Origin of the sequence: Magnetococcus marinus MC-1 (genome assembly GCF_000014865.1) — a bacterium.
Lineage (GTDB): Bacteria > Pseudomonadota > Magnetococcia > Magnetococcales > Magnetococcaceae > Magnetococcus > Magnetococcus marinus.
This window is the reverse complement of record NC_008576.1, coordinates 312,703-327,497: the sequence shown is the minus strand read 5'-3', so window position 1 is coordinate 327,497 and position 14,795 is coordinate 312,703. Positions and strand designations below refer to the sequence as shown.

Genomic DNA, 14,795 nt, shown 5'->3' with positions numbered 1-14,795 from the left:
TGTCATCGCCGCTTATGGCGTGGGCAAAATCACCGGCGGGGGATCCATAGAGCCCGCTTGCGGTGTCACAAAACGGGGGATGCCATTGATCATATTGGGCTGTTGTGCTTGGGCGATATTAAGCTGTTCCACGGTGATGGCGGCAGCACGGCGTTCGTCGGTACGACGCACAACGGTGTGGGCTGGGCGTGGCGGCGTGGTACGAATAACCCGGAAACCCAGTGAGGCATGCCGTAACTTGGGGGACAGATCATGGCGCATAGTGGCCCGTGCCTCATCCAAGGGCGGGGTACGCCAGCTCCCACCACGGGCGGCGCGATGGTTGGCCACTTTAGGCCCACTGGGATTATTGCGCGGGCTCTTGGTATAGTAGTTCTCTTGAAAACCGTCCAAGGTCCACTCCAAGACGTTACCACTCATATCAAACAGACCCAAACCATTGGGACGCCGCAAACCCACCGCATGGGTGGAAAGTCCACCATTACCCTGGTGCCACCCCACCGCACTCAGGTCATCCCCCCCACAATACTCCTCATCCTTACCACCACTGCGGCAAGCATATTCCCACTGTGCTTCGGTGGGTAATTGATAATAGGGCTGGCCCACCTTGCGGTTGATTTTTTGCACAAAGGATTGCGCATCCTCCCAAGAGACCTGCTCCACCGGATAGTTGGGACCCAGCTTAAAGAAAGAGGGGTTTTTCTTCATAACCGCAGCCCACTGCCCTTGGGTAACTTCAAACCGGCTCATCCAAAAGGGCGTTAAGCAGACCTCATGGGCTGGCCGTTCCGCAGGCGTCATATTTTTGTCATTACCCCCCATGCTAAAGCAGCCACCGGGCACCTCTACAAAGGTAATACCCGTGTCTGCATCCACCACACTGTTGGTGTCCTGCGTTGGCACGGTTTCCGGATTCACCGTAGCAACCAGATTAACCGGTGCCGCAGGAGGTCTGGCTGGTTTTACCCAGACAGGGGCCTTTTTGGGGAGCGTCTCAGCCTTTTTTGTGACCACCGGTTCAGGTGCGGGGATCGCTATGGCGGTCTTATGCTTGGGCGTAACCTGGGGCCGCGCAGCCAATACAGCACCAGGAATGGGTGGAGCCGTCAACACCTGACCCAACGCTTTATTACGCTCTGGTATGGCCACCCCACGCCCACCTGCCCCGCCAGTTGGATGCCCAGGACCCGGAATAACCTGTCCTTGCATCACGGGGGTAGCATCCAGTGCCACGGGACGATAAACGCTGGATTGATCAGCGCGTTTACCCTGCACCGCAGGGGGGGCCGCCGGCATTAAACCATGGGGGGTGCTGCCTTGGTTGGGCAGCATACCACTGGGCATAGAGAAACTTTGGGCGGGTTGTGCCATAGGGGGAGCCATTGTTGCCCCACCCCTATTTTGCCCACTATCCTGAGGGGGGGCGCTGTGCATTCCCGGCAAAGCCGTACCCGGTTGCACCTCTACGGGCGGGCTCGCCGGTGTGGTTACGGCACCTGCACCGTTTAACGCAGGACCACCGGGCATACCGGGGGCTGGTGCGCCATATCCATGACCAGACCCTGAGAAAGCGGGGGCTTCTCCTCCAACCGAAGGGGCCGCAATGGCTGCGTTCTGATGCATCCAAGTACCCGGTACATGGGGACCCGCCGTACCAGGAGGCATGCCCAATGATACCCCTTGGTTGGGCAACATCGGGTCATGGGTGGGTGGATTGAGCAGCGAATAAGCCCCACCCCCCCCTAAACTGTCCCACACGCGCAACATGCCGCGCTCCCCTAAAAAGAGCGGTTTGGCTGGCGGCCCACCATGCAGAGTGGCTGCCAGAATATTGCCAGGCGGGGCCTGCACACTCTGTAGCGGTTGACCGGTACGGGCATCCCACAAAATCCAGGATTGCACACGGTCTGCACTGAGCAACATGGTGCCATCCTGGCTAAAAACCAGCTCGCTAATGGGGGCGGTGTGCCCCTCTAAAATACTGATGGGGGTCTGATTTTGCGCCTCCCATAGAATAATACCACCCCCTGCATCGGCGGTGGCCATGCGTAAGCCGCCAGGGGCATAGGCCATGCGGGTAATCGCTTTGTTGTGACCTTGGTAATAACCAACGGTTTTGCCCGTCACCACCTCCCAACGCCGCATCAAGCGGGGTTCGTCGGTATCCACCGACAAGGCATAACGTCGGTCTGGTGTAAAGGTCAACAGACGGGTGCGACGTTGGTGCCCACCCAGCATACGACCACTCTCGGTATCCCACAGGCGTACGGTACCATCATCACTGGCGGTGAGAATAAACCGGCCATCCGATGAAAAAGCGGCATCCCGTACCGGGGCTGCGTGACCGGCTAAGGTGTAAATTAGCTGACTGTTATCCAGATCCCATAGTTTAACCAGTAGATCTCCACCGGCGGTAAGCAAACGCTGACTGGCGGGTGAAAAAGCCATGGCGGTTACACCATTGCGGTGACCCGTCAAGCGCACGGCTTGATCCTCTAAACCCACGGTGCGTACCTGAATACCACCCCCTTGGGCGGTTTCCGCCAACCGGTTGCCGTCTGGAGAGAAAACCGCCTCTCGCTGGGGAGGGGCCAACAGCGCACGCGGATCCAAATTACGCTGCACAGCCTTGGTGGCTTCGGGAGCCTGATAGGTACTTACACCCTGATTTTCAACACCTTCCGGTGGTGCTGTGCCGTGCGCATAGGGCAGAGCTGCATGGCACTCCAGCCCAACAAGCATGAGCATGGGTAGAAGCATGAATCGGATAATGGTATGCATGGCTGCGATCCGGTTTCATCTGGATGTTAACAAGCACCACGCCTCAAGGGGCGGCACATGCGGAATCAGGGTCAAGCCTAAAACCTGTTGGGTCAGACCTGGATGTATGGATAGAGTGAACCATCCAACGGCTTTAACGCAAAGATTGTGCCCAATAGGTGCAAGCGTTACCATTTAACCGGTTGGCTCGGCTGTTTAACCCAAAAAGAGGACATTTGCATGGGCATGGGGTTGATCACACTTTTTCTATTGGCTCTGCTGGCCGCAACCCTTTTACCCTTCTCATCCGAACTTATGCTCGGTAGCATGGCCGCCACTGGGGAGTGGTCCTTGTGGCATTTATGGTTGGCGGCCACCGCTGGTAATGTGTTGGGGGCGTTGGTAAACTGGTACCTAGGTGGATGGCTGATGAAATGGCAACACCACCGCTGGTTTCCTGTTTCGCCCCAGGCACTAAGCACGGCAAAACAGCGCTATGATCGGTTTGGGGTGTGGAGTTTACTCCTGGCTTGGGTGCCGGTGATCGGTGATCCCTTGACCTTGGTGGCGGGGCTGTTTCGTACCCCACTTTATCTGTTTATTCCCCTGGTCTCCCTCGGTAAGGGGGGGCGTTATGGGGTGCTTTTATATCTACTCGCCTAAGTTGGAGAAAACCCTATGTCCGTCACCATTTACCACAATCCCCGCTGCTCGAAATCACGCCAAACCCTGCAAATTTTGCAGGATAAAGGCATTGAACCGACGGTGGTGGAGTATCTAAAAACCCCTCTGGATAAAGCGGCTTTACAAAATTTGCTGGCACAGTTGGGGTGCTCCCCCAGAGAGATTTTGCGCAAAGGGGAAGAGGCCTATAAAGAGAACCATCTGCACGATCCCAACCTAACCGACGATCAGTTGCTCAACGTGCTGGTGGCACACCCGAAATTGATGGAACGCCCGGTGGTGGTTCATGGTGAGCGGGCAGTTCTGGGTCGTCCGCCGGAGTCGGTGTTAGCGCTTTTTCCGTAAGAGCACCGCTTAGACAACGACCCATAAAACCACAAAAGCCCTTTTATCCAATGGGATAAAAAGGCTTTGCGGGGGTCATACCTACACCATCACCAAGAGATTGCTACTGAACCAGTTTGCTGCTCTGTTTACTCAGATTATGGGTCAGGGCGCTTAGGTCAACTTCGTGGTTGATTAGGGCATCCATCACCTCATTGACCATGGCATCTATGGCCTTTACCACCGGTTCCGAGCGTTGCAAAGTCACCACATCCTTAGCTGGGCTTGGGTTGAGAATGGGTGAAGGTTCTACGCCATGTCCGCCACTTTTCGTGGGGGCGGCTGGCTTGGGTTGTTGGGCTGCGGTTTGCAATTTTACCATCGTGCTGATGTCGTTCATGGCTCTCTCTCGACATACAACGTAAGGCTCGTTTTCTCGCTTTGCCAGTGTGGTGGACGCCCGTGAGCCTGGTTGAGACGCGCACCCTGTTATGCTTCTGCTTGGTGTGGGTTAGGGTTTAACTAAGCCCACACCACGCCGTGTCAGCTGGCCACACGGCCTTGCAGATCATCAATACGTAAACGCCAAGCCCGATAGGTAGCGGGGGGTATGCTCTCACGGTCTGCTTCGAGGGCGGTGAGCAGATGGTTAGAAAGCCCTTCTAAAGGAAGCCCTTTTTCGGCAGCCGTTTGTAGGTGCGAACCATCCTTGCTCTCACCATGCAGCAGTTTGGTCAAGGCTGCCCGCAGATCGGTGCTGAGACCATTAATAGCTTCCATCCAACGTTTTTCCAGGTTGGGGGGCAGTGGATGATCCCCCACCTTCTCTTTGCTGGGCGGGGCATTGAGCAGTTGGCCAAAGGCCTCCATCTCTTCCCGGCTGAGGGTTTGACGTAGGGCTTCGGGTGTGACGATGCCTTTGGCCGGATCATAACCGGACAATACCCGGTTTTGCAGGCCACGCGGGGGTATGACCGCAGCGGCCATGGTCGCTACAGGATCAACCGTTGAGGGGGGGTCCACTTTACGGCTGGCCTCTTCCAGGGCGGTATCAAAACCCGAGGCATGATCCATTGGCCCACCGCTGGTGCCTACTTTGGTCTGCGTCGGCCCCTGGGGACGATGTGCCGTTGAGGTAATGTGCAACATGGTTGGTCCTCCCTAGACCCCGGTTCTATACGCCGGTATTCAATCCATGAAAAGGGTCATAAAAACGTGGTGAATCCTTCACCTGAAACATCTTCTGCTCTTCTGTCTGAGCACAGACCACGCAGGTACGCACAGCTGTACCTAATGGGCTTGGTTTGACAGAGCTCCCGCCCACCCTTACCCTGGACGTAGGGCAGGTGTAGGGCGTAGCGATGGTTTAGGGTGCATCACACGCGGTGAGCGCCCATAAAAAGAGTTCAAGCAGCGCGTGCTGTTCGTCAAAATCAGCACGGGCATGGCCGGTTCGAGAGAGTTCCGCCATCAACTGGCGGGTCCAAGCCCGATAGGAGCCATGGTTACTGGTCCCTGCATCGGTGGTTAGACCGGGCAGGGGAAAGCCCATAAGATTGGTGCCTTTGTAGAAACGTGCGGCCAAGCGGTCGGCATCTTCATCGCTGAGCATGTTGACCGCCATATCCCAGGCCCGATGCACCGATGTGGGGGCACCTCGTGGTGGAAAGCACCATGCGCGTACTGTGCCAATCTCAAATAGATCATCGCGACGAATTTCCAGCATTGTGTCGTAAATATCTGAATTTATGTCTGATTGACTCTCAAAATGGCAAATGTTGAATCCAAAATTAGCCTGGGGTTGGGTTGATTTCATGGTCGCATCTCCCTGAAGTGATGGACGGGCTGGTTGCGATGTCAAGGGGATGGATGACAAGATCATGACAGTCAATCATGGGGTATCCAACGACCCAAAACCCGCATACTAGAGACCGAACCGTTTAGGATGATGCAATGGTTGTGCCGGTGGTGATGGCAGGGATCCATTAAAAATTATGACAAAATAGTGTATTGTGGATTGAAGAAATGGGGATTTTTAGCCGATCTAACAGTGTAAGCCCTATTGGAGGGTGGTTGTGATGGTCTGTTTTGGGCATGTTTAAGCTTCAGACCACGGGCGAAAGGGCATGGGGGAGGACCGTTTTTTTGGGGGGCTACACCTTAGGCATTGGGTGGGCTTTGAGGGGGGAACTGTTGGTTTTTGAACGCGGGGTTGGCGGGTGCTAAGCTGGGCATGTTGCGCGACCCCTGTCATGGATAAACCTAGGGTGTGTCGTCAATAAATCCATGGCTGTGGGATGAAGATCGGGGCTTGGGCGTGTTGTGTGGTGGGCGACCGGCAGAGTGCGTTGGGCGATCTTTGTGTGACCACTGGGATGAACATTTAGAGCTGACCTGAGTATTTTAATGGCTGGAATAGGGCAGTTATCTTATACGTGGGACGACACACCTCAGATACGGTTTAGGTAGGGCCGTAAAGGAGTTGATATGGGTGTTTGGTGCTGTATGAGTTGTGAGTATGAGTATGATGAGGAGGTTGGTTCCACTGCGACGGGGATCGTTGCGGGAACGGATTTTGACACCCTGCCCAAAGATTGGCGCTGTCCTGTGTGTGGTTTATCTAAGGAGCATTTTCAGAGTGAGGATATGCTCCGGGGTGAATCCCCTATTGAGTTAGCGGATGCTGACGATGAAGAGATTGAGTTTTAGGATCAAGCGATGCTGCTTTCTTTTTTGAGCAAGAGACAGAGGCACGGGCTAGTAGCTCTATTACTTGGCCTGTTGCTGACTGGGTGTGGGCCGACAGAATTTTCCGATTTGGAGATGCGGGGTGGGCGTGCCTATTTAAAGAATTCTGCCGTTCCTTATACGGGTCCTGTGGTGGCTTTTTTCCCAAGTGACGAGGAAGGGGGTGAACGTCAGATCTACATGGAGGGGGGATTTGCCAATGGGTTAAGGGATGGCACATGGACCACCTATCGCACCAATGGTGGTAAGATTGAGGATAAGTATGTTTTGGGGCGGCGCAATGGCACGATTAAGCGGTTTGATGCTCGGGGCAAGGTGCGTTCGGAGGAGTCTTATTTTAATGGTCGTCGGCACGGGGGTGCGGTCTATTATAATGAGGATGGAGGGGTAGCACGCAATCTTTATTACCAAGAGGGCAATCTTCGGGCTTATCCGAGTCCTGCGCGGCGGACCATGATTGAGGATAAGATGAAAGAGGGGCCTGACAGCGATTTGCTTGACATTAAGTAGGCGAATCGTTAGGGCGTGTCCTATCGTAAGACATGGGGCGCGTCTCATGGATATTTTTGGGACACGCCCTAGCCAAGCCGGGGTTTATTAGCGTCGCGCGGTGGGTGTAGGACGCTTGAGTCGCAGCAGCAGTTCATCTTCGATGGAGGCTGCTTTGTTGAAGGTGGCTATTGCTGAATCTTTGTTGCGTTTACGGAAGGTATATTCCCGCACGAAGTCCAAAAATTCAGAGCTATGGAAGCTCATGATCCGGTAGCGTCCTTGGCCGCAGTGGCGGCAGAGGGTACCGGAACCAGCCCAACCTGCATGACCATCTTCGCTGCCGGTGCAGCTATTTTGACCACAGCGCACTTCACCACAGCTTACACACACGTAGATATGTGCCGGACGTCCGTTACAAATGGGGCAACGCATTCCTGTAAATTCTGGCATCTCTTTCATGGCACCAACACATTTTTTAAGGGCTGAGATCATGGTCCCTGGCCTTAATTGCTTGTAAGGCCAGGCGAATGGGTGTTGCATTGTTCAATTTAGCAATGGCTATGCCACAATATTTTTCTAATATTATCCTATATTTGACAAATTTTTGCTGGTGGCATGGGGTATTTTTTGCCGTCCAATATTCGGGAACCAGCAGAAAGGTTCTGTTGAGTAGTTGACGTGCTGGCAAATGCACGCCAGAATTGGTGGTGGTACGTTTAAGTTTGTGTTCTGGCGGTGATATTTTGTGTGAGATTTAAGGGCATTGAGCCCCCTTGTGATGACAATTTGTTACAAGTCTTCATATTGGGGTTATAAGCTGGGCAGGCGGTAAGGTTAAGGCGGGGCGTTGAGATCGTTTTGCATCTTTTTCCACAGGACGTGATGTTTTAAGAGAGTGACTCATGAAAAAGAAAGTATCTGTCAGTCAGCTTGAGCCGGGCATGTATGTGAGTGATTTCAACAATGGTTGGAATGAGGATGCGCGTTCTGGCAAGGATCCCAATGGATTACCGCAGCAGATGATGTTGAAGAGTGATGCGGATGTGAGGCGGGTATTGGCGGATAGCACGATTCGTGAGGTATACATTGACACGGAGCGTGGGCGGGATGTTGAGGGTGCCAAGAGTCAGGCGGAGATTGAGGCGGAGTTAGCGGCGCAGATGATGGAGTTGGGGGAGGAGGGTAATGCGGTTAAGTTACCTAATCCGGATGTGAAGAAGCAGCCGATGGAGCAGGAGTTGGAGCATGCGCATGAGGTGAAGCAGAAGGCGCGTCGTTTGGTTGGGGATATGTTGGATGATGTGCGGTTGGGCAAGACGATTACGGTGGGACCGGTGAAGGAGTTGATGAAGGACATGGTTGAGTCCATGTTTAGCAACAAGGATGCGATGTTAAGTTTGAGTATGATCAAGGCGAAGGATGAGTACACATTTATGCATTCGGTGAATGTGGGGGTATTTTTGGTTGCGTTTGCGCAGTCGATGGAGATGACGCCGGAGGAGTTGGTTGCGGTGGGTGTTGGTGCGATGTTGCATGACATTGGCAAGATGAAGACGCCGCAGGAGGTTTTGAACAAGCCTGGCAAGTTGGATGATGAAGAGTTTTTGCAGATGAAGATGCACGTTGTGCATAGTGAGAAGATATTAGCGGCGGCGCCTGGGATTAGTGAGTTGAGTGTACAGATTGCGGGTCGTCATCATGAGCGTTGGGATGGTTCTGGGTATCCGCGTCAGTTGAAGGGTCATGCGATTGGTCAGATGGGGCAGATGTCGGCGATTGTGGATGTTTATGATGCGATAACGTCGGACCGTTGTTATCACAAGGGCAATTCGCCGCACCAGGCGTTAAAGCGCATGATGGAGTGGAGCAAGTTTCATTTTAATCCTGATTTATTTCAAAAGTTTGTGCAGTGTGTGGGCATTTATCCCATGGGTACGTTGGTACGTTTACATAATGGGTATTTGGGGGTGGTATTGGAGACCAACACGGAGAGTTTGTTGCATCCGGTTGTGCGGGTATTGATTGATTCGAAGGCGAAGAAGAAGTTGAAGCCTGTGACGTTGAATTTGATTGAGCGCAAGGCGGACAAGAATTGGGCGGTTGAGGGTGTGGAGGATGCGCGCAAGTGGGGAGTTGATCCGAAGAAGCACATGCCGAAGCCGGAGTTATTTCAGTAGGGTGTGGGTTGGGCGTTCCTGAATGTCTTTATGTCCAGGGAGTCTCATTATTAAAAGGGATTGGGGGGTCTGGGGGGAAGCTCTGCTTGCCCGCCCAGCGGGTGCAGGGCAGAGCCCTGCCGGGTCTGGGCGGCGCCCAGTGGGGTTCGGGGCGAAGCCCTGAGATCTTTTGACTTTTTTAATCTTTTGATCTTTTGTAAAGCCCCGTACCGATGGAGCAAGGGTGCAGGGGTTTTATTAAGAGAGCACGGGTTGTGTAGGAGCGCGGTACGGGGCATAGGGTAGCGATGTCACGCGCCAGCGTGGCGGGCGGTTGGGTACGGAGTGGCTGGGGTGAAAACCGCGCTTGGGCACACTGGCGCTGGGGGGGGCAATCTCTACATCCCCCAACCACCGCCCAACCCGAAACTGAATGCCTCTATGCCCAGGGAGTCCCATTATTAAAAGGGATTGGGGGGTCTGGGGGGAAGCTCTGCTTGCCCGCCCAGCGGGTGCAGGGCAGAGCCCTGCCGGGTCTGGGCGGCGCCCAGTGGGGTTCGGGGCGAAGCCCTGAGATCTTTTGACTTTTTTAATCTTTTGATCTTTTGTAAAGCCCCGTACCGATGGAGCAAGGGTGCAGGGGTTTTATTAAGAGAGCACGGGTTGTGTAGGAGCGCGGTACGGGGCATAGGGTAGCGATGTCACGCGCCAGCGTGGCGGGCGGTTGGGCACGGAGTGGCTGGGGTGAAAACCGCGCTTGGGCACACCGGCGCTGGGGGGGGGGGCAATCTCTACATCCCCCAACCACCGCCCAACCCGAAACTGAATGCCTCTATGCCCAGGGAGTCCCATTATTAAAAGGGATTGGGGGGTCTGGGGGGAAGCTCTGCTTGCCCACCCAGCGGGTGCAGGGCAGAGCCCTGCCGGGTCTGGGCGGCGCCCAGTGGGGTTCGGGGCGAAGCCCTGAGATCTTTTGACTTTTTTAATCTTTTAATCTTTTAATCTTTTGATCTTTTGATCTTTTGTAAAGCCCCGTACCGATGGAGCAAGGGTGCAGGGGTTTTATTAAGAGAGCACGGGTTGTGTAGGAGCGCGGTACGGGGCATAGGGTAGCGATGTCACGCGCCAGCGTGGCGGGCGGTTGGGCACGGAGTGGCTGGGGTGAAAACCGCGCTTGGGCACACCGGCGCTGGGGGGGGGGGCAATCTCTACATCCCCCAACCACCGCCCAACCCGAAACTGAATGCCTCTATGCCCAGGGAGTCCCATTATTAAAAGGGATTGGGGGGTCTGGGGGGAAGCTCTGCTTGCCCACCCAGCGGGTGCAGGGCAGAGCCCTGCCGGGTCTGGGCGGCGCCCAGTGGGGTTCGGGGCGAAGCCCTGAGATCTTTTGACTTTTTTAATCTTTTGATCTTTTGTAAAGCCCCGTACCGATGGAGCAAGGGTGCAGGGGTTTTATTAAGAGAGCACGGGTTGTGTAGGAGCGCGGTACGGGGCATAGGGTAGCGATGTCACGCGCCAGCGTGGCGGGCGGTTGGGCACGGAGTGGCTGGGGTGAAAACCGCGCTTGGGCACACCGGCGCTGGGGGGGGCAATCTCTACATCCCCCAACCACCGCCCAAACCTAAGCCCCGCTGGGGCGTTTGGCATCCGTATGGATGGGGAAATTGGAAAAAACCCCAATTTCCCCATCCATACGGATTAAAAAGCAGGCTCGCTGGTCGCTAAGCTGCAAAAAGACGCAGCTTAGCTCCCGTTGCGAAGGGCGAGCCTAAAAGAAAAAACAAAAAAAAACAAAAGACTAAAAGCAAAACCCTGAGGGGAGACAGAGAACTTCTCCCCCCAGACCCCCCTCTAACCTTTTTTTAAGCGTAAAAGCTATAAAATTAAGGGCTATGACGGGAGAATTTTCAACAAAATCAACAAACTAAAAGCAAAACCCTGAGGGGAGACAGAGAACTTCTCCCCCCAGACATCCATTCAAAACCCCAACCCAAACAACACAATCCCCTCACTCAATCCACCGGTCGAAACTGAACCTCAACCCCCTCACGCTCAACCTCACCCTGTAACCGCCCCAATACCGCCGGCGCTAACTCCACAATCAACGTGGTGAAATCCTCACCCTCTCGCACCTCAACCACCGAGGCCTCCGCATGGAACTTCGCTAACCACCGCCCATCCGATACCGGTAAAATAACCTCATACCGCAACATCGCACGCCCCACCGCACGACGTAATTCCGATAATAACGGCTCTACCCCCTCCCCCGTCTGCGCCGATACCCCAATGGTGTCCCCACGCGCTAACTCACGCTCTAAAATACCCCGACTCTCCAAACGGTCTATCTTATTGTAAACCGTCAAAGTGCGCGTGTGCTGTACCTCTAACTCCTGCAAAACACCATTAACCGACTCAACATACCGCTCCCACTCCGGATCCGATAAATCCACCACATGCAGTAACATGTCCGCACTCATCACCTCCTCCAAAGTCGCCTTGAAGGCCGCAACCAACTGATGCGGTAACTGCCGGATAAATCCCACCGTGTCCGAAAGTAAAATCCTACCCCCATCCGGTAAATCTACCGCACGCATGGTCGGATCTAACGTGGCAAATAATTTGTCCTCCGCCAATACCCCCGCACGCGTCAATAAATTGAACAATGTCGACTTGCCCGCATTGGTATAACCCACCAACGCCACCGTAAACAGCGGTATATCCTGACGCGGCTGACGCTGTAACGCCCGCGTACGCTCAACCTCCTCCAACTGCTTTTTTAACTTGTGAATACGTTCCCGAATTAAACGCCGGTCAACCTCAATCTGCCGCTCACCAGGACCACCCCGTAAACCCACACCCCCTCGCTGCCGCTCCAAATGCGTCCAAGAACGTACCAAACGCGACTGCTGATACATCAATGAAGCCAACTCCACCTGCATAATACCCTCGCGGGTACGCGCACGAGCCGCAAAGATCTCCAAAATCAATCCCGTGCGATCCACCACCTTGGCGTTGAGCTTTTTTTCTAAATTGCGCTGCTGAATCGGCGTTAATGCATGGTTAACCACCGCCACGTCAATCTCGTCTTCCTCAATCCGACGCGCCAACTCCTCCACCTGCCCTGAACCAAAATAGGTGGCCGGTACCGCCTTTTGTAAAGAAAGTAGCTGCGTGGCGTGGACCTCTAAGCCCGCCGTGGTTGAAAGATGCACCAACTCATCCAGCAGGCGCTGGCATGCATCACGGGTAACTTTAGGCTCTAAAGCCTGGAGCAAAATGGCCCGATCAGGGGCTTGATGGGTCTCAAGCATGGGCGTAAACAGGGAAACGCTCCCAAAGGAGCGCTCCCAACAGATCAGCTATAGGATACAATCGGTTTATTCCTTACTCTCTTTAGCATCATCACGCTCATCACCCATATGGATGTTGCGCGATGGCATAACCGTTGATATGGCATGCTTGAACACCAACTGCGTCACACTGTTTTTCAGCAGTAGGCAATAGTTGTCAAAGGAGGTGATCATCCCCTGTAATTTAATACCGTTAACCAAAAACACCGTAACCGGCACCTTCTCCCGACGTAGTGTGTTCAAAAACGGGTCCTGTACATTGTGTCCAGCATGGCTATTACCCATGGTCCACCCTCCCTGTCTTCATTCTCGTTATAGGTCCGGCATCGGGTGCGGCGAATCCGTCCCAGCTCATCCACAGGTTCAACCCATGGTATGAGGACCAATGGTCCATGTCCGGCAAAAAAGCAGATTTTGCGCCCCCTAAAAAAGAGAGCCGTACAACAAAGCACCCAAGCGGGGTGTCAATCCTTTTTTAGGCACTCTACGGATTTTTAAACCCTCGCAGGGTGGTACTCAACGGAAAAACGCTATTTTTTCTTAAAAAATTGCAAAAATGCCCTTACTTCGTCCAAAGCAGCCTGTTTGGCCCCCTCAGGTGCCAACCATTGCAACCCCGGCTCTGCTTTAAGCCATGTGATCTGCCGCTTGGCATAACGTCGGCTATCCCGCTGCCCCAACTCCACCGCCCGCGCTAAATCATAAGCCCCCTGCAAATAGCCAATCAATGCCCGATAACCAACCGCCCGCATGGCCGGTAAATCCCCATGGTAGCCCCTCGACAACAAGCCCTGCACCTCCTCCATAAACCCCTCCTTGAGCATCTGCTCAAACCGCTGGTTAATGCGTGCATAAAGCTGCTCCCTGGGCCACTCAATGGCCAACTTACAAATACGCAATGCCGGACCTTCCGGTGCCTGCTGGCAACTAAGCTGCTGCCAATAACTCAATGGCTGACCGCTGGCAAGATAGACCGATAACCCCCGCACAATACGCTGCCGATCCCCCGGCTCCACCCGCGCCGCCCATGGTGGATCCACCTGCTGTAACTGGGCATAACAGCACGCCAACCCCACCTCGTCACACACCCGCCGGTTTAACTCAGCCACAATCTGGGCATCAACCTCTGGAATCTCCGCAATGCCCTGCTCCACCGCGCGAAAATAAAATCCCGTGCCCCCAACCAACGCCGGAATCACCCCCCGTCGGTGACAATCCTCAATCACTTCCAAAGCTGCGGTGCGAAAACGGCCCGCCGAAAAGGGATCATCCGGCGTGGTGACGTCAATCAGATGGTGCACAATCGCCTGCCGCTCTTGCAATGTGGGCTTGGCCGATCCAATATCCATTCCCCGGTAGACCTGAACCGAATCAGCGTTTACGATCTCTAAAGGAAAATGTTCGGCCAAATGTAAGGCAAGTCCGGTCTTGCCCGATGCGGTGGGGCCCATTATAAAAAGCACCGGTATGGCCCCAGGGTCATGTGAATGTAAAGAGGATGGATCAACCATGTTGCTTGAAAACCGTATTGCGCTGGTCACCGGCGCGGGTTCCGGTATTGGTAAGGCGATCGCCGAGGGCTACGCCGCTGCGGGGGCCACTGTGCTGCTGCTGGGCCGCACCCAGAAGAAGCTGGAAAATGTCTATGATGCCATTACTCAAGCCGGCGGCAAAGCCACCATTGTACCCATGGATCTAGAAACTGGCCTTGGCGCTATTCCCGAACTGGTCAAAAATACCTACGAACGCTATGGACGCTTAGATATTCTCGTCAATAATGCCGCCCTGCTGGGCACCCTCTCCCCCTTGGCCAACTACCGGCCCCAAGAGTGGGAACAGGTGATGCGGGTCAATGTCACCGCACCCTTTTTTCTTATGCGTGAATTTATACCCCTGCTAACACAAAGCGATGATGCCTCCATCATCAACCTAAGCTCCGGTGTGGGCCACCAGGGCCGTGCCTTTTGGGGCGCCTATGCCGCCTCCAAAGCCGCCCTGATTAACCTAAGCGAAACCTTGGCGCAAGAGTTGGAAAAAAGTCCGATCCGTGTCAACACCGTTAACCCCGGCGCCACCGCCACCACCATGCGCGCCAAAGCCTTCCCCGGTGAGGATCCCACCACCCTGCCCTCTGCCCAAGCCATTTTACCGGTTTTTCTCTACCTGGCCAGCCAACAAAGCAAAGATGTACGCGGAGAACACCTCAATGCCCGCGAATGGATGGATTGGAAGGCCGTATAAAACACCCACGCCAAGCGGGTCCCCCCCCAACGGGACC

The 14,795-nt window shown here is 54.5% G+C and carries 14 protein-coding genes; 6 read left to right on the top strand and 8 right to left on the bottom strand.

Features of this window, described 5'->3' with window-relative positions; all coding sequences use genetic code 11:
• Positions 1-12: 12 nt before the first annotated feature.
• Complete coding sequence (locus tag MMC1_RS19425) at positions 13-2,781, bottom strand: SUMF1/EgtB/PvdO family nonheme iron enzyme (RefSeq protein ID WP_011711987.1); 2,769 nt, start codon at positions 2,779-2,781, stop codon at positions 13-15.
• Positions 2,782-3,000: 219 nt separating this feature from the next.
• On the opposite strand from MMC1_RS19425, the gene MMC1_RS01520 reads away from it, so the two are divergent.
• Together MMC1_RS01520 and arsC are read left to right on the top strand one after the other, a co-directional pair.
• Positions 3,001-3,423 carry a YqaA family protein gene (locus MMC1_RS01520; RefSeq protein WP_011711986.1) on the top strand — a complete coding sequence of 141 codons (423 nt, stop codon included), beginning with the start codon at positions 3,001-3,003 and terminating at the stop codon, positions 3,421-3,423.
• A 15-nt stretch (positions 3,424-3,438) separates the two neighbouring features.
• Positions 3,439-3,789, top strand: coding sequence for an arsenate reductase (glutaredoxin) (gene arsC, locus MMC1_RS01515; RefSeq protein ID WP_011711985.1), 351 nt, complete (start codon positions 3,439-3,441; stop codon positions 3,787-3,789).
• A 103-nt stretch (positions 3,790-3,892) separates the two neighbouring features.
• On the opposite strand, the gene MMC1_RS01510 is transcribed toward arsC, so the two are convergent.
• The 3 genes from MMC1_RS01510 to MMC1_RS01500 form a co-directional block, all read right to left on the bottom strand.
• The gene (locus MMC1_RS01510; RefSeq protein WP_011711984.1) at positions 3,893-4,168 is read right to left on the bottom strand and encodes a hypothetical protein; all 276 of its coding nucleotides are present in this window, start codon (positions 4,166-4,168) and stop codon (positions 3,893-3,895) included.
• A gap of 143 nt (positions 4,169-4,311) precedes the next feature.
• The gene (locus MMC1_RS01505) at positions 4,312-4,917 is read right to left on the bottom strand and encodes a hypothetical protein (RefSeq protein WP_011711983.1); all 606 of its coding nucleotides are present in this window, start codon (positions 4,915-4,917) and stop codon (positions 4,312-4,314) included.
• A 217-nt stretch (positions 4,918-5,134) separates the two neighbouring features.
• The gene (locus MMC1_RS01500; RefSeq protein WP_011711982.1) at positions 5,135-5,584 is read right to left on the bottom strand and encodes a hypothetical protein; all 450 of its coding nucleotides are present in this window, start codon (positions 5,582-5,584) and stop codon (positions 5,135-5,137) included.
• 671 nt (positions 5,585-6,255) lie between these two features.
• Here MMC1_RS01500 and MMC1_RS01495 point away from each other — a divergent pair.
• Positions 6,256-6,477: a rubredoxin gene (locus tag MMC1_RS01495; RefSeq protein ID WP_011711981.1), complete on the top strand. Its 222-nt coding sequence runs from the start codon at positions 6,256-6,258 to the stop codon at positions 6,475-6,477.
• Between the two features lie 171 nt (positions 6,478-6,648).
• A complete protein-coding gene (locus MMC1_RS01490) occupies positions 6,649-7,026 on the top strand; it encodes a toxin-antitoxin system YwqK family antitoxin (protein WP_143711324.1) in 378 nt (125 codons plus the stop codon).
• 87 nt (positions 7,027-7,113) lie between these two features.
• Here the strand turns inward: MMC1_RS01490 and MMC1_RS01485 are convergent, their stop codons facing one another.
• Positions 7,114-7,467: a hypothetical protein gene (locus MMC1_RS01485; RefSeq protein WP_193770182.1), complete on the bottom strand. Its 354-nt coding sequence runs from the start codon at positions 7,465-7,467 to the stop codon at positions 7,114-7,116.
• Positions 7,468-7,910: 443 nt separating this feature from the next.
• Here MMC1_RS01485 and MMC1_RS01480 point away from each other — a divergent pair, with 443 nt between their 5' ends.
• On the top strand, positions 7,911-9,185 hold the full coding sequence (locus tag MMC1_RS01480) for an HD-GYP domain-containing protein (RefSeq protein WP_011711978.1): 1,275 nt from the start codon (positions 7,911-7,913) through the stop codon (positions 9,183-9,185).
• A 1,994-nt stretch (positions 9,186-11,179) separates the two neighbouring features.
• On the opposite strand, the gene hflX is transcribed toward MMC1_RS01480, so the two are convergent.
• From hflX to miaA, 3 genes are all read right to left on the bottom strand, one after another.
• On the bottom strand, positions 11,180-12,478 hold the full coding sequence (gene hflX, locus MMC1_RS01460) for a GTPase HflX (RefSeq protein WP_011711977.1): 1,299 nt from the start codon (positions 12,476-12,478) through the stop codon (positions 11,180-11,182).
• Positions 12,479-12,544: 66 nt separating this feature from the next.
• Positions 12,545-12,802 (bottom strand): RNA chaperone Hfq, encoded by a 258-nt coding sequence (gene hfq, locus MMC1_RS01455; protein WP_011711976.1) that lies wholly within the window; start codon positions 12,800-12,802, stop codon positions 12,545-12,547.
• A 245-nt stretch (positions 12,803-13,047) separates the two neighbouring features.
• Positions 13,048-13,968, bottom strand: coding sequence for a tRNA (adenosine(37)-N6)-dimethylallyltransferase MiaA (gene miaA / locus MMC1_RS01450; RefSeq protein ID WP_011711975.1), 921 nt, complete (start codon positions 13,966-13,968; stop codon positions 13,048-13,050).
• Between the two features lie 58 nt (positions 13,969-14,026).
• On the opposite strand from miaA, the gene MMC1_RS01445 reads away from it, so the two are divergent.
• The gene (locus tag MMC1_RS01445; RefSeq protein WP_011711974.1) at positions 14,027-14,758 is read left to right on the top strand and encodes a YciK family oxidoreductase; all 732 of its coding nucleotides are present in this window, start codon (positions 14,027-14,029) and stop codon (positions 14,756-14,758) included.
• Positions 14,759-14,795: the final 37 nt, after the last annotated feature.

Bases quoted from the DNA above. Each gene is read 5' to 3' on its own strand.
- MMC1_RS19425 (WP_011711987.1), bottom strand. From the start codon at position 2,781: ATGCATACCATTATCCGATTCATGCTTCTACCCATGCTCATGCTTGTT.
- MMC1_RS01520 (WP_011711986.1), top strand. From the start codon at position 3,001: ATGGGCATGGGGTTGATCACACTTTTTCTATTGGCTCTGCTGGCCGCA.
- arsC (WP_011711985.1), top strand. From the start codon at position 3,439: ATGTCCGTCACCATTTACCACAATCCCCGCTGCTCGAAATCACGCCAA.
- MMC1_RS01510 (WP_011711984.1), bottom strand. From the start codon at position 4,168: ATGAACGACATCAGCACGATGGTAAAATTGCAAACCGCAGCCCAACAA.
- MMC1_RS01505 (WP_011711983.1), bottom strand. From the start codon at position 4,917: ATGTTGCACATTACCTCAACGGCACATCGTCCCCAGGGGCCGACGCAG.
- MMC1_RS01500 (WP_011711982.1), bottom strand. From the start codon at position 5,584: ATGAAATCAACCCAACCCCAGGCTAATTTTGGATTCAACATTTGCCAT.
- MMC1_RS01495 (WP_011711981.1), top strand. From the start codon at position 6,256: ATGGGTGTTTGGTGCTGTATGAGTTGTGAGTATGAGTATGATGAGGAG.
- MMC1_RS01485 (WP_193770182.1), bottom strand. From the start codon at position 7,467: ATGAAAGAGATGCCAGAATTTACAGGAATGCGTTGCCCCATTTGTAAC.
- MMC1_RS01480 (WP_011711978.1), top strand. From the start codon at position 7,911: ATGAAAAAGAAAGTATCTGTCAGTCAGCTTGAGCCGGGCATGTATGTG.
- hflX (WP_011711977.1), bottom strand. From the start codon at position 12,478: ATGCTTGAGACCCATCAAGCCCCTGATCGGGCCATTTTGCTCCAGGCT.
- hfq (WP_011711976.1), bottom strand. From the start codon at position 12,802: ATGGGTAATAGCCATGCTGGACACAATGTACAGGACCCGTTTTTGAAC.
- miaA (WP_011711975.1), bottom strand. From the start codon at position 13,968: ATGGGCCCCACCGCATCGGGCAAGACCGGACTTGCCTTACATTTGGCC.
- MMC1_RS01445 (WP_011711974.1), top strand. From the start codon at position 14,027: ATGTTGCTTGAAAACCGTATTGCGCTGGTCACCGGCGCGGGTTCCGGT.